Genomic DNA, 13,782 nt, shown 5'->3' with positions numbered 1-13,782 from the left:
CCGGCGCGGCACCGCCCCCGTCAGGCTGCTCAGCGGATGAGGACCAGGTGGTGGCGGGCCAGCACCGACACCACCTGCGCGGCCCGCTCCGGCTCCGTGCCCGCGGCCCCGGCCAGCTCCGCCACCGTCAGCGACCGCCGCTCGGCCAGCACCCCCAGCACGTCCCCGACCTCCGCCGGGAACGTGTACCGGCGGCCGCCCACCGACAGGGCGACCCGGTCGCCCTCGCGGGCCACCGGCGGCGGCAGGATCGGCACGAACTCCACCCGGGCGTCCGGCCCCGGCGCGCCCTCCTCCACCGGCCAGGGCAGCGAGAACGACGTGCGCCGCGGGAACCGCGCGTCCCGCTCGGCCAGGAACGCGTCCAGGTCGGCCTCCTCGGCCAGCTCCGCCAGCCGCGCCGCCAGCTCCCGCCGGTGCTTGCGCCGCACGTCCGGGTCGGCGAACCGGGGCAGGTCCCGCCGGAACGCCTCCTCCTCGAACAGCCGCCGCACCAGGGCCTCGGCCCAGTCCACACCGGTCGCCCGCGTGAACCCGAACGTCAGGTGCAGGCTCACGTCGCCGGTCCCGGTCACCGTGTGCCACCAGCCCCGGGGCACGTGCAGCACCTGCCCGGGCCGCAGCACCCCCTCCCACACCACCTGGAGCTCGCCGTCGGCGTCCCGCGGCGGGGTGTGCGCGTGGTCCACGTCGTTCTTCATCGGGTGGGGGCGCGACCCGGGGCCGTGCACCTGCCAGTGCTTGGTCCCCTCCACCTGCACGATCACCGTGTCGTGGTCGTCCCAATGGGTGTCGAACCCGCGCGACTCGCCCCAGATCAGGTACATGTTGGCCTGCACGCGCTCGCGCACGAGCCGCATCAGGTCGTCGGCCGCGGCCGCCACCGGCGGGTGCATCCGGTCCAGCCCGTCCAGCACCAGGCTCGCCCCGGCGCGCAGCTCCCGGTACAGCGCCTCGGGCCGCACCACCCGGCGCGTCACCCGGGAGGCCGTCCCCGCCTCGGTGTACCGGTCCACCGGGACCGGGGAGCCGTCCCGGTGCAGCCGCAGCCGCGGCGGCTCGGGGGCGCACGCCGCCAACAGGGCGTTGAGGTCGTCGAACGTCACCAGGGAGCGCACCGCGTCCGCGCCCAGGTCGGCGAACACGAACTCCTCCGACAGCCGCGCGGTCAGGGCCTCCCGGCCCACGGCGCCGCACAGCCCTTCACTGAACAGGTGGCCGGGATCGGTCACTGGGTTCCCGCCTTTCAACGGCGAAGGGGCCCGCCCGGCCCGGACACGGCCGGACCGGGCGGGTGCGGATGGGATCAGATGAAGTCGGAACTGGAGTCGGTACCGTCGCTGTCGCCGCCCGCGGTGATGTCGCGGGAGGTCACCTCGGCCAGCTCCTCGACCTCGACCTCGATGGGGTCCATGTGCCGCACCTCGCTTTCCGTGTGGGTTTCCTCTAGGACCAGGGCCGGCCCCGCGCCGGGCGGCGCGGCGACAGCCCCGTTCGGTGGGCCGCGAACGCGTGCGCGTCCGCGGCGAGCCCCACCGCGCGGCCGACCGCGCGCGGGCCGTGCCCGACGTCGCGCTCGTACCGCAGCAGGGCCGGTGGCCGCCCGTCCTCGGGCCGGGCCGCCGCCAGCAGCGCCGCGCACATCTTGCGCGGGTGGGCGGCGTCGGTCCGGGTGTCCCCGGCGAACCCGGTGAGCAGCACGCTCGGGTACCGCAGCCCCGGCGTGCGCACCGCACCCTCCAGGACCCGGTGGTAGGGCGAGTAGGACATCAGGGCGGCGAAGTCGTCGGGGTCGGCGACGGTCCCGAACTCGCGGGTCCACATCCTCCCCAGGCCCAGGTGCTCGAACCGGGCCATGTCGGCCAGCGGCGCCGAGGCGATCACCGCCGAGCACAGGTCGGGCCGGGCCGCGGCGGCGGCCAGCACCAGCAGCCCGCCGGCGGAGCCGCCGGACAGGCACAGCCCCGAGCGGACGCACAGGCCCCGGGCGACCAGGGCGTCGGCGGCCGCCACCAGGTCCTGCACCGCGCGCGGCTTGCCGCGTCCGGCCCCGGCCAGGTGCCACTCGCGGCCGATGTCGCCGCCGCCGCGCACGTGCGCCACCGCGTAGCGCCCGCCCGAGGCCAGCCAGGCCAGCACCGTCGCGCTGAACCCGAACCGGCGCGGGCGGCCGAACCCGCCGTAGGCGTGCAGCAGCGTCGGCAGCGGCTCCGCCGGCCGCCCCGCCCCGGAACCGGGGGGCGGAACCTTCACGGCGGCGCCGCGCGCGGTCAGGACGGTGACGGGCACCCGGGTGCCGTCGGCCGAGCGGCACCACAGCACGGTGCGCTCCACCTCCGGCGCGGGCGGCGGCGCGGCGGCCCCGGCGGGCCAGGGCAGCGGGCGGGCCGAGCCCGGGGCCAGGCGCAGCACGCGCTGCTGGGCGGTGACGTCGGCGTAGCCCAGGTACACGGCCCCGTCGGGGGCGGCGGCCGGACCGCTCACCATGCCCTCGCCGGGCAGGTCGACGGTGCGCGCCGGGGCCCCGGTCCGGGCGTCGTGCACGGTGGCGGAGTCGATGCCCAGCCGGGTGCGCACCACCAGCAGCTCGGGGGCGTCGGCGGTGCCGCAGGGGGCGAACGCGTCCAGCGTGCCGCCCTCCTGCTGGGGGACCACCTCGCGCCAGTGCTCCGGCCCGGGCCGGTCCGGGTGCGCGGCGCAGATCCGCCGCCAGGGGGCGTCCAGGGTGGTGCGCAGGTACAGCAGCCCGTCCGGGCCCAGGTCGGCCTCGGTCTCGGCCTCCACCCCCACCTGGACCGGCCGGAAGTCCGGCGCCTGCGGCGGCCCGGCCTCCAGGTCGGCCAGCCACAGGTCGGTGCGGTGCCCGGTGCCGTGGCTTTCGGTGAACAGCAGCAGCCGCCCGCCCAGGACCCGCACGCCGGGTACGGTCCCCGGCCCCGAGCAGGCCCGTACGAACGCCTCGGTGCCGTCGGCGGCCCGGCGCAGCCACACCCCGCGGGTGCCGCCCTCGTCGTCGCGCCGCACGTAGTAGAACGCGGGCGGGCCCTGCGGCGTCCAGGCCACGTGCGAGTAGCGGACCCCGCGCACCGGCGGGCCGATCGGGAGGCCGTCGGCGGTGCGCAGCACCTGGAGGACGCCGCGCTCGACCCCGCCGGTGGAGGTCTGCACCGCGACCAGGCGCCCGGTGGGGTCCGGCTCCCAGGCGTCCAGGGTGGTGCGGCCGCTGGGGTCGGCCGCCGCCGGGTCGTAGACCACCCGGGCCGGGTCGGCGCGCACCGCGGCGGTCCCGGCGGGGAGGCCGGCGGGGACGTCGAAGGCGACCAGGCGCGGGTGCTCGGCCCCGGCCGGGCGCACGGTGGCCATGACGAGCCCGGGGCGGTGCACCGGCACCGACCACAGGTCGGCGTCCAGGTGGAAGCGGATGCGCTCGGCGAGCCGGTCGCGCAGCGGCCACCCGGCGGCCTCGCGGGCGTGGTCGCGGGCCCGCTCCTCCAGCCACCGCAGCGTCCGCGGGTCGTCGGCGGACTCCAGCCATCGGTAGGGGTCCGGCACGGGGCGGCCGTGGAGGGTGTCCACGATGGACAAGGGTTCGCGGACGAGGGCGACTCCGGGGGCTCGGTTGCGCACCCTCACATCGTTCGGCCCGCCGTGTCGGACGGTCAAGAAAGAACCGGCTCACCCGGAGGTGACACGGGCCTTGCCGGAAGGTGAGGTCCGCAGGCCGGGACGGTGGCGGACCGCGCCCCCCGGGATTCGGACCGACCCTATCCGCGCGGAACGGGGTACCGGTGCGGACCGGACCGAGCGGAGGGCGGCGCACGTGAAAGGGCGGCGCCCCGCTCGGAGCGGGGCGCCGCAGGGCAGGGGTGTCAGGTGCCGGGCGTCAGTGGCGAGAGGACCGCCCGGCCACCTCGGGAGTCGACACCCCGTCCGAGTCCGCGTCAGACGTTGTCCGGGTGGCCGATGGCCAGGCCCGTCTCCTGGTCGAAGAAGTGCAGCTGGCTGACGTCGACCGCGAGCGTGATCGTGCTGCCCGGGCGCACCTGGCTGCGCGGGCTCACGCGGGCGGTGAAGAACGAGCGGTTCGCGCCCAGCGGCAGCGCGGCGTCGCCGTCGCCGTCGTCGCCCGCGGCGTCCTTGGCCAGGGCGGCGGCGTCCTCGTGGCGGACCGGCGGGGCGTCCACCGTGAAGATCACGTTGATCTCGGTGCCCAGCTCCTCGGTGACGTCCGCGGTGACCTGGATGCGCGGGTCGCCGTTGCCGTCGAGCTCGGCGTCGCTGAAGTCCGACGGGCGGATGCCCAGGATGATGTCGCGGCCCAGGTACTCGCGCAGGTTCGGACGGGAGTCCAGGACGGAGGCGGGGACCGGCAGGGTGTGCTCGGCGAACTTCAGCACCGCGCCGCCGCCCTCGGAGGTCAGCGAGGCGTCCACGAAGTTCATGGCGGGCGAGCCGATGAACCCGGCGACGAACAGGTTGACCGGGGCGTCGAACAGGCGCTTGGGGGTGTCCACCTGCTGGAGGCGGCCGTCGCGCAGCACCGCGACCCGGTCGCCCAGGGTCATGGCCTCGATCTGGTCGTGGGTGACGTAGACGGTGGTGACGCCCAGGCGCTCGTGCAGCTGGTTGAGGGAGGCGCGCATCTGGACGCGGAGCTTGGCGTCCAGGTTGGACAGCGGCTCGTCCATGAGGAAGGCCTGCGGCTCGCGGACGATGGCGCGGCCCATGGCCACGCGCTGGCGCTGGCCGCCGGAGAGGGCGCCGGGCTTGCGCTTGAGGTAGGGCTCCAGGCCCAGCATCTCGGCCGCCTCCTGCACGCGGCGGGCGATCTCGGGCTTGGGGACCTTGCGCAGCTTCAGGCCGAAGGCGAGGTTCTGCTCGACGGTCATGTGCGGGTAGAGCGCGTAGTTCTGGAAGACCATCGCGATGTCGCGGTCCTTGGGCGGGCGGTCGTTGACGATCTCGTCGCCGATGACCAGGGTGCCGGCGGAGATCTCCTCCAGGCCCGCGATCATGCGCAGCGCGGTGGACTTGCCGCAGCCGGACGGGCCGACGAGCACCATGAACTCGCCGTCCTCGATCCGCAGGTTCAGGTCGTCGACGGCTTTGACGCCGCCGCCGTAGATCTTGTCGACGCCCTCGAGGACGATCTCCGCCATGTCTGTGCTCCGCTGCATCGGGTCGGGGGTGACAGGGGTCTCGTGGCCGTCGACCCGGGTCACCCGGACCGGTTCGTGTTCGGGTTGATCGAACCGGACTGCTTTGCTGATCACATCAGACAGGATTCTGATCGAAAAGTCCAGAGTTGGATCGGAGTCGATCTGATTGCGGTCAGACTGAAACCCGGAGCGCTCAACTGGCATGGCGGCCCCAGGTGCGTTAGCCTGTCCGACGGTTCACCACTTCCTCCCCGACGGACACTCTGCGGGGCCGCCACGACACGGCGGCCGGGTTGAGGCATCCGGTTGGGGAGTCTGGGTAACCTAACGACCAGTCCAGCACTGGACGGACCGGTTGTGCGGCCCCCACTCGTCCGATCGGACGCTGCATCACGCGCCAGGTGCAGCCGGGATCGGGTGAGGGGCGGAAGTAGCGCGACCGGGCGGGGGGTTGGACCCGGAAAAGGCCCGAACATCCAGTAGACAACGGTCTTCCGAGCTCGCCGCCGACGGGACGGAGCCGGTCCGAAGGGTGGCTCGGGCCTTTTCCGCGTCCCCCCAATATGCTGACCGCACACCCTCACCACACCTGCGGAAAGCGAGACCCCACGTGGTCACCGAACACACGGAGCGGGGCGGGGCCCCCGCCGCCGGCCCCCAGGCGCCCACGGCGCCGGTGAGAGGCCCAGTGGCCGGCGTCCTCCCCCTCGGTCACCGCTGGGGACGGTACGACCTCCTGTGGCGCGTCCTCGCGGCCGCGGGCTCGGGCGTGGCCCAACTGCTCGCCCTGCCCCCCTACGGTCTGTGGTGGCTGGGGCCGCTGAGCGCCGCACTGCTCCTCTTCGCCGTCGCCGGGGCCCGGATGCGCCGCGCCGCCTGGCTGGGCGCCCTGTCCGGGGCCGCCCTCATGGTCCCGCTGGTGCGGTGGCAGGACGTGTTCGGCACCGACGTGTGGCTGCTCATCGCGGCCGCCGAGACCGTCTACTATCTGCCCATGGCCATGGGCATCGCGCTGGCCGCCCGGCTGCCGGGCTGGCCGGTGTGGACCGCCGCCCTGTGGGTCGCCCAGGAGGCCGTGCGCGCCCGCTGGCCGCTGGGCGGCTTCCCTTGGGGCAAGCTCGCCTTCGCCCAGCCCGACACGCCCTTCGCCGGCTACGCCGCCCTGGGCTCCTCCGCGCTGGTGACCTTCGCCGTCGCCCTCACCGGGGGCCTGCTGCTGTGGGCCCTGCTGCGGGTCGTCGCGCGCGGCCCGCGGACCGGCCTGCCCGCCGCGGCCCTCGCCCTGGCCGCCGCCGCCGCGGTCGTGCTCTGCGGCACCGTCGCCCCGGCCGTCGGCCGCCCCCCGGCGGGGGAGACCGTCACCGTGGGCATGGTGCAGGGCAACGTGCCCAACGTCGGGGAGATGTCCATCGCGGGCGAGCGCATGCAGGTCCTGCGCAACCACGCCGACGGCGTGCACGAGCTGGCCGGGGCCGCCCGCGCCGAGGGCACCGAACTCGACCTCGTCCTGCTGCCGGAGAACGCCAGCGACATCGACCCCTTCCGCGACCCGGCCGCCCGCGAGATCATCGACGCCGCCGCGGCCGACGCCGGGGTGCCCCTGCTGTGGGGGATGAGCCGCTTCAACGACGACGGCACCCGGTACGTGTCCAGCGTGGTGTGGGACCCCGAGACCGGCCCGGGGGAGATCTACGACAAGCGCTTCCTGGTGCCCTTCGGCGAGTACATCCCCTACCGCGACTTCTTCACCCGGTTCGTGCAGCGCCTGGAGCAGGTCAGCTCCGACGCGGTCCCCGGCACCGAGCCCGGCGCCGTGGAGATCGGCGGCACCACCCTGGCCGTGGGCATCTGCTTCGACGTGGCCTTCGACGCACCGGTGCGCGAGTCCGTGGCCGCGGGCGGCGGGATCATCGTCATCCCCACCAACAACGCCAACTACAACTTCACCGGCCAGTCCGACCAGCAGCTCGCCATCACCCGGCTGCGCGCGGTCGAGCACGGCCGCCCCGCCGTGGTGGTGTCCACCAGCGGCATCAGCGCGGTCGTGAACCCCGACGGCACGGTCGCCTACCGGTCGCCCGAGGCCGAGGCCGACATCCACATCGCCGAGCTCACCGCCGCCGACGGCCCCACCCTCGCCACCCGGCTGGGCGCGGCCCCCGAGGCGCTGCTGGCCGCCGTGGGCCTGGCGGCCGTGGCCGTCGCGGTGGTCGCCTCCCGCAGGGCCCGCGGGGCCCGCCCGGAGTGACCCGCGCCCGGGGCGAACGGCGGCGGCCGGGGAACCATGCGGGCCGGCGGGGCGTTCTTCCCGGTGAGGGAGGACCTCACCGGCCCGTACGACCCCGAGGATGGTTCCGTATGCCGATCCTGACAGTGCTCGCACTCATGGCGCTGCCCTTCGTCGAGGTGTGGCTCATGATCGTCGTCGGCGGCTGGATCGGCGTCCCATGGACGCTGGCCGCGCTGGTCGCCCTCATGGTGCTGGGCGTGGCGGTGCTGCGCCGGGCCGGGACCCGGGCCTTCCGCGACGCCGACGAGGCGCTGCGCTCGGGGCGGCAGCCGCGCGGCGGGCTGCTCGACCCGCTCATGCTCATGGCCGGCGGTGTCCTGCTGGTGATCCCGGGCTTCCTCACCGCGGTGGTGGGCCTGCTGCTGGTGCTGCCGTTCACCCGCCCCCTGCTGCGCTGGGCGTTCGCCGGCTGGGCGCAGCGGCGGATGCGCCGCATGCAGGACCGCATGGAGGAGGAGCTGCTGGCCCAGGGCGTGCGGGTGCCGGGCCAGAACCCCTTCGGCCAGAACCCCTTCGGGCAGAGCCCCTCCGGCGGCGCCGGGGCCGGTGCCGCCCGCGGCGAGGAGCGCCCCGCGACCTCGCGCGGCCGGGTCATCCAGGGCCACTTCGAGCCGGAGGGCGACACGAAGGACTGAACAGACCACCCTCCCTCCCGGTCCGCCGGGAGCGACGGGGCCCGCCGAGCGTCCGTCCCTCGGTGGGCCCCGTCCCGTGTCCGGGCCCGGCTTGGTATCGCCGATAACAGAAAACTGTTTCCCTTGATTGGTATCTCTGGTAGCGTTCACTTGTTATCAGCGATACCAACGGGTCCGTCCGCGACCCGTCGGCGAAGGGAAGCGCATGAACCAGCGCACGCTCGGCACCACCGGCCCCACCGTCTCCGCCCTGGGCCTGGGCACCATGGGCATGTCCGACCTGTACGGCCCGGCCGACGAGGCCGAGAGCATCGCCACCGTCCACGCCGCCCTGGACGCCGGGATCACCCTGATCGACACCGGCGACTTCTACGGCGAGGGCCACAACGAACTCCTCATCCGCGACGCCCTGCGCACCCGCTCCCGCGACGACGCCGTCATCAGCGTCAAGTTCGGCGCCCGCAAGCAGCCCGGCGGGGCGTTCCAGCACGCGCCCTACGACACCACCCCGGCCGGGGTGAAGGACCGGCTCGCCTACACTCTGCGCCGCCTGGGCACCGACCACGTCGACATCTACCGGCCCGCCCGCCTGGACCCGGGCGTCCCCATCGAGGACACTGTCGGCGCCATCGCCGAGATGGTGCGGGCCGGGTACGTGCGCCATATCGGCCTGTCCGAGGTGGGGGCGCAGACCCTGCGCCGGGCCGCCGCCGTCCACCCCATCGCCGACCTCCAGATCGAGTACTCCCTCTTCTCCCGGGGCGTCGAGGCCGACATCCTGCCCACCGCCCGCGAGCTCGGGATCGGCGTCACCGCCTACGGGGTGCTCTCCCGCGGCCTGCTCTCCGGCCACTGGAGCCCCGAACGGGCCCTGGCCGCCGGGGACTTCCGCGGCCACAGCCCCCGGTTCCAGGGGGACGAGCTCGCCGCCAACCTGCGCCTGGTCGAGGGGCTGCGCGCCGTCGCCGACCGGCTCGGCGCCACCGTCGCCCAGGTCGCCATCGCCTGGGTCGCCTCCCGCGGCGAGGACATCGTCCCGCTGGTGGGCGCCCGGCGCCGCGACCGCCTGGCCGAGGCCCTGGGCGCGCAGGACGTGAAGCTCTCCGCCTCGGACCTGGCCGCCATCGAGGCCGCCGTCCCGGCCGGGGCGGCGGCGGGCGACCGCTACATGGCCGCCCAGATGGCGTTCCTGGACAGCGAACGGCCGGCCTGACCGCGAACGGCCCCCGGGAGCCCGGGGGCCGGTGTTTTACCCGACCTTGGCGCCCTGTGGACGCGGCGGCGGACCGAACGGTGCGAGCATCCACAGAGATCGAGAACACGGCGGCCGTCACCCGCCCGTGACGGGCGGCGGCCGCCGCGTGCACGTCCGCGCCCGAGGGGGAGCCCCATGTCCGCCGTCCGATCCGCCCGATCCGCCGCCGGGAGGGCGTCATGACGCCCCGCGAGCCCGGCCGCACGGGCACCGCCGTCCCCGCCGTCCCCCGCCAGGCCGCCCGCGCCGAGGAACGCGGCGACCTGGGCCCCGGGCCGGTCGACGTCCTGCTCACCGTCAACGGCACCCGGCGCAGGGTCGCCGTCGAACCCCGGGTCAGCCTGCTGGACGCCCTGCGCGAGCGCCTGGGCGTGACCAGCCCCAAGAAGGGCTGCGACCAGGGGGCCTGCGGCGCCTGCACCGTCCACGTCGACGGCCGCCGCGTGCTCTCCTGCCTGACCCTGGCCGTGGCCTGCGCGGGCCGGGAGATCACCACGGCCGAGGGCCTGGCCGACGGCGACGAACTGCACCCCGTGCAGCGCGCCTTCGTCGAGGAGGACGCCCTCCAGTGCGGGTACTGCACCCCCGGGCAGCTGATGTCCGCGGTCGCCCTGCTGGAGGAGGGCCACGCCGGCGACGACGCCGAGATCGCCGAGTGGATGAGCGGCAACCTCTGCCGCTGCGCCGCCTACCCCGACATCCGGCGGGCCGTGCGCAGCGTCCGCGACGGTGCCGGAGCGGAAGGGGACCGGTGATGCGACCCTTCGCCTACACCCGCGCCACCGACGTCGACGCCGCCATCGCCGAGGTCGCCCGGGACCCCGGCAGCGAGTACCTGGCCGGCGGCACCACCCAGGTCGACATGCTCCGCATCGGGGTGGCCCGGCCGCGCCGCGTCGTCGACATCAACGACCTGCCCATCGCCGCCGTCGAGGAGCCGCCCGGCGGCGGGCTGGCCCGGATGAGCGACGTGGCCGCCCATCCGGCGGTCCGCGAGCGCTACCCCATGGTGGCGGAGGCCCTGGAGAAGGGCGCCTCGCCCCAACTGCGCAACATGGCCACCATGGGCGGCAACCTCATGCAGCGGGTCCGCTGTGCCTACTTCCGCGACGGCGACCGCGCCTGCAACAAGCGCGCGCCCGGCAGCGGCTGCGCCGCGATCCCGGGCGTCAACCGCGACCACGCCGTGCTGGGGACCAGCGATCACTGCATCGCCACCCACCCCTCCGACGCGGCCGTGGCCCTCACCGCCCTGGACGCGGTGGTGCGGCTGCGCGGGCCGGCCGGGGAGCGCTCCGTCGCGTTCGACGACTTCTTCCTGCTCCCCGGGGACACCCCGGACCGCGAGCACCCTGTCGGACACGGCGAGCTCATCACCGGCATCGACCTGCCCGACCTGCCGATGGCCCGCACCTCCCACTACCTCAAGGTGCGCGACCGGGAGTCCTACGAGTTCGCGCTCACCTCCTGCGCCGCGGCCCTGCGCATGGACGGCGACGCCGTCGCCGAGGCCCGCATCGGCCTGGGCGGGGTCGCCACCAAGCCCTGGCGGGCCCGCCGCGCCGAGGACATCCTGATCGGCGCCCCGGCCACCGCCGAGGCGTTCGCCCGCGCCGCCGCGGCCGAGATGGCCGACGCGGTCCCGCGCTCCATGAACGGCTTCAAGATCGCACTGGCCGAGAGGACCATGGTCCGGGCGCTGACCACCGTCGCGTCCCGTATCGCAGGAGGGGCGGCATGACCATTCCACCGCAGATCGGCCGGGGCATGGACCGGGTCGACGCCCGCGCCAAGGTCACCGGCGCCGCCCGCTACTCCGCCGAGCACGGGCCGCCCGGCACCCTGCGCGCGGTCCTGGTGGGCGCGCGGGTCCCCCGGGGCCGGATCACCGCGATCGACGCGTCCGCCGCCCTGGCGGCCGAAGGGGTCGCCGCGGTCCTGAGCCACCTGGACCTGCCCCGGGTGGCCGAGGCCCCGCACCTCATCCCGTCGCTGGCGGGCACCACCGCGCACGGGCAGAGCTTCTTCCCGATGCAGGACGAGCGGGTCCACTACGCGGGCCAGCCCGTCGCCCTCGTGGTCGCCGACACCCTGGAGCGCGCCGAGTACGCCGCCGGGCTGGTCGACGTCTCCTACGAGGAGGAGCCCTGGGTCGCCACCCTCGCCCAGGGGCGCGGGGACACCTACGAGCCCGAACGGATCTTCGGCGGGTTCGCCCCCGGCCGGATCGAGCGCGGCGACGTCGAGGCGGGCCTGGCCCGCGCCGACGTGCGGATCGAGAACACCCACCACTTCGCGGCCAACCACCACAACCCGATCGAGCCGTCCGCGACCACCGCCGTGTGGGAGGGCTCCGGGCTCACGCTGTACGACTCCACCCAGGGGCCCACCGCCACCCGGCTCACCGTCGCGCAGCTGCTCGGCATCCCGCCCTCGGACGTGCGGGTGATCAGTGGGTTCGTCGGCGGCAGCTTCGGCTCCAAGGCGATGATCTGGGCGCATCCCACCCTGGCGGCGATGGCCGCCCGGCACGTGCGGGCGCCGGTCACCCTGGCGCTGAACCGCGCCCAGACGTTCACCAACACCGGGCACCGCGAGGAGCAGGAGCAGGCGATCACCCTGGGGGCGACCCGCGACGGGCGGCTCACCGCCATCCGGTACTCCAAGACGTCGCCCACCTCACCCTTCGACGACTGGGCCGAACCGTCCATGGGGGCGGTGAACCGCATGTACGCGTGCCCCGCCTTCGAGGGCGCGCACCACCTGTTCCAGGCCGCCACCATGACGCCGACGTTCATGCGGGCGCCCGGCGAGGCCACCGGCGCGTTCGTCATCGAGACCGCGATGGACGAGCTCGCCCACGAACTGGGCATGGACCCCATCGAGCTGCGGCTGCGCAACCACGCCGACCTCGACCCCGAGAGCGGGAGGCCCTGGTCCAGCAAGGGGCTGCGGGAGTGCTACACGCTGGGCGCCGAGCTCTTCGGCTGGGCCGACCGCGACCCGGCGCCGGTCACCGGCGCCGCCCGCGACGGCCACTGGGTGCTGGGCACCGGCATGGCCGGCGCCATCTACCCGGTCTACGGGGTCTTCAACCCGCAGCGGGCCCGCGCCCGCGTGTACGCCGACGGGCGCGCCGTCATCGAGACCGGCTGCTCCGACTTCGGCACCGGCGCCGGCACCGTGCTGCGGCAGGTCGCCGCCGACGCCCTGGGCGTGGAGGCCGAGGCCGTGACCGCCCACTACGGCGACACCGATCTGCCCACCACCGTCGCCGCCGTCGGCTCCTCGGGGGCCGGGGCGATCAGCGCCGCCGCCCACACCGCCGCCACCGCCCTGCGCGAGCGGCTCGTCGCCCAGGCCGTCGCCGACCCCGGCTCGCCCCTGCACGGCGCCGACCCGGCCGCCGTCCGGGTGTCCGGCGGCCGCATGGTCCGGCCCGACACCGGGGCGGGGGAGACCTACGGGGAGATGCTCGGCCGCCACATGACCTTCGACGCCGAGGCCCTGGGCGAATGGACGCCGCCGGAACAGGCGGAGTACGGGACGGCCACCTTCGGCGCCCAGTTCGCCGAGGTCGCCGTCGACCCCGACCTGGGGCTGGTCCGGGTGCGCCGGATGCTCGGGGTGTTCGCCCCGGGCCGGGTCCTCAACTACAGGACCGCCCGCAGCCAGCTGATGGGCGGCATGCTCTGGGGGCTGGGCCAGGCGCTGCTGGAGGCCACCCACATGGAACCCAACCGGGGACGCTGGCTCAACACGGGCCTGGACGGCTACCTGGTCCCCGTCAACGCCGACGCCCCGGACGTGCGCGTGGAGATGATCGAGGTCGAGGACCGCGCGGTCAACCCGCTCGGCGTCAAGGGGGTCGGGGAGATCGGCCAGGTGGGGATGGCCGCGGCCATCGCCAACGCGGTCTTCCACGCCACCGGGCGCAGGTTCCGCGACCTGCCCATCACGGTCGAGGCGGTCATGGCCCCGGCCTGAACGCGGTCGCGGGGGAACGAGGCCGTGCCCGGAGCCGCATCCGGGCCCGAACACGAAGGAGACGATGTGAGCACGCAGATCCCCGAGCCGGTGGCGACGTTCTTCGACCGGGTGAACGCCCACGACGAGGCCGCCCTGGACGCCTTCGCCGACGACGCCGTGGTGGACGACTGGGGGCGCGAGTTCCTGGGCCGGGAGGAGATCGCGGCCTGGAGCGCCAAGGAGTTCATCGGCTCCAAGGGGGTCCTGGCCGTGGAATCGGTCGAGGACACCCCGGACGGGGTCCGGGTCGTGGGGGACTGGCGGTCCAACCACGCCAACGGGCCGAGCGAGTTCACCTTCGCCGTCGAAGGCGACACCATCACCCGCATGACCATCCGCGAGGGGTGAGCGCACCGGCCGTCCCGCGCCGCCGTGCGGGACGGCCGGTGTGACAACCGGGCGGCGGGCACGGTA

General features: G+C 75.1%; 10 protein-coding genes. 7 read left to right on the top strand and 3 right to left on the bottom strand.

The window, feature by feature from the left end; translation table 11 throughout:
- Positions 1-29 precede the first annotated feature (29 nt).
- From KGD84_RS20995 to KGD84_RS20985, 3 genes are all read right to left on the bottom strand, one after another.
- Positions 30-1,232: a cupin domain-containing protein gene (locus KGD84_RS20995; RefSeq protein ID WP_220562099.1), complete on the bottom strand. Its 1,203-nt coding sequence runs from the start codon at positions 1,230-1,232 to the stop codon at positions 30-32.
- A 214-nt stretch (positions 1,233-1,446) separates the two neighbouring features.
- Complete coding sequence (locus KGD84_RS20990; protein WP_255646717.1) at positions 1,447-3,627, bottom strand: prolyl oligopeptidase family serine peptidase; 2,181 nt, start codon at positions 3,625-3,627, stop codon at positions 1,447-1,449.
- Between the two features lie 314 nt (positions 3,628-3,941).
- On the bottom strand, positions 3,942-5,159 hold the full coding sequence (locus tag KGD84_RS20985) for an ABC transporter ATP-binding protein (protein ID WP_220565885.1): 1,218 nt from the start codon (positions 5,157-5,159) through the stop codon (positions 3,942-3,944).
- A gap of 688 nt (positions 5,160-5,847) precedes the next feature.
- Between KGD84_RS20985 and lnt the strand changes: the two genes are divergently transcribed.
- From lnt to KGD84_RS20950, 7 genes are all read left to right on the top strand, one after another.
- Entirely contained in the window at positions 5,848-7,407 is a 1,560-nt protein-coding gene (gene lnt / locus KGD84_RS20980) for an apolipoprotein N-acyltransferase (protein WP_255646716.1), read from the top strand.
- Positions 7,408-7,517: 110 nt separating this feature from the next.
- Entirely contained in the window at positions 7,518-8,084 is a 567-nt protein-coding gene (locus KGD84_RS20975; protein WP_220562097.1) for an FxsA family protein, read from the top strand.
- Positions 8,085-8,289: 205 nt separating this feature from the next.
- The gene (locus KGD84_RS20970) at positions 8,290-9,297 is read left to right on the top strand and encodes an aldo/keto reductase (RefSeq protein WP_220562096.1); all 1,008 of its coding nucleotides are present in this window, start codon (positions 8,290-8,292) and stop codon (positions 9,295-9,297) included.
- A 221-nt stretch (positions 9,298-9,518) separates the two neighbouring features.
- Complete coding sequence (locus KGD84_RS20965) at positions 9,519-10,094, top strand: (2Fe-2S)-binding protein (protein ID WP_220562095.1); 576 nt, start codon at positions 9,519-9,521, stop codon at positions 10,092-10,094.
- Positions 10,094-11,080 (top strand): FAD binding domain-containing protein, encoded by a 987-nt coding sequence (locus tag KGD84_RS20960; RefSeq protein ID WP_220562094.1) that lies wholly within the window; start codon positions 10,094-10,096, stop codon positions 11,078-11,080. The genes KGD84_RS20965 and KGD84_RS20960 overlap by 1 nt, the downstream gene beginning before the upstream one ends.
- Positions 11,077-13,326 carry a xanthine dehydrogenase family protein molybdopterin-binding subunit gene (locus KGD84_RS20955; RefSeq protein ID WP_220562093.1) on the top strand — a complete coding sequence of 750 codons (2,250 nt, stop codon included), beginning with the start codon at positions 11,077-11,079 and terminating at the stop codon, positions 13,324-13,326. The genes KGD84_RS20960 and KGD84_RS20955 overlap by 4 nt, the downstream gene beginning before the upstream one ends.
- A 66-nt stretch (positions 13,327-13,392) precedes the next feature.
- Positions 13,393-13,716: a nuclear transport factor 2 family protein gene (locus tag KGD84_RS20950; protein ID WP_220562092.1), complete on the top strand. Its 324-nt coding sequence runs from the start codon at positions 13,393-13,395 to the stop codon at positions 13,714-13,716.
- Positions 13,717-13,782: the final 66 nt, after the last annotated feature.

This window comes from Nocardiopsis changdeensis, from assembly GCF_018316655.1.
In the GTDB taxonomy this organism is placed as follows: domain Bacteria; phylum Actinomycetota; class Actinomycetes; order Streptosporangiales; family Streptosporangiaceae; genus Nocardiopsis; species Nocardiopsis changdeensis.
Note: the sequence above shows the minus strand (reverse complement) of the source record. Positions and strands in the feature narration are given on the sequence as shown.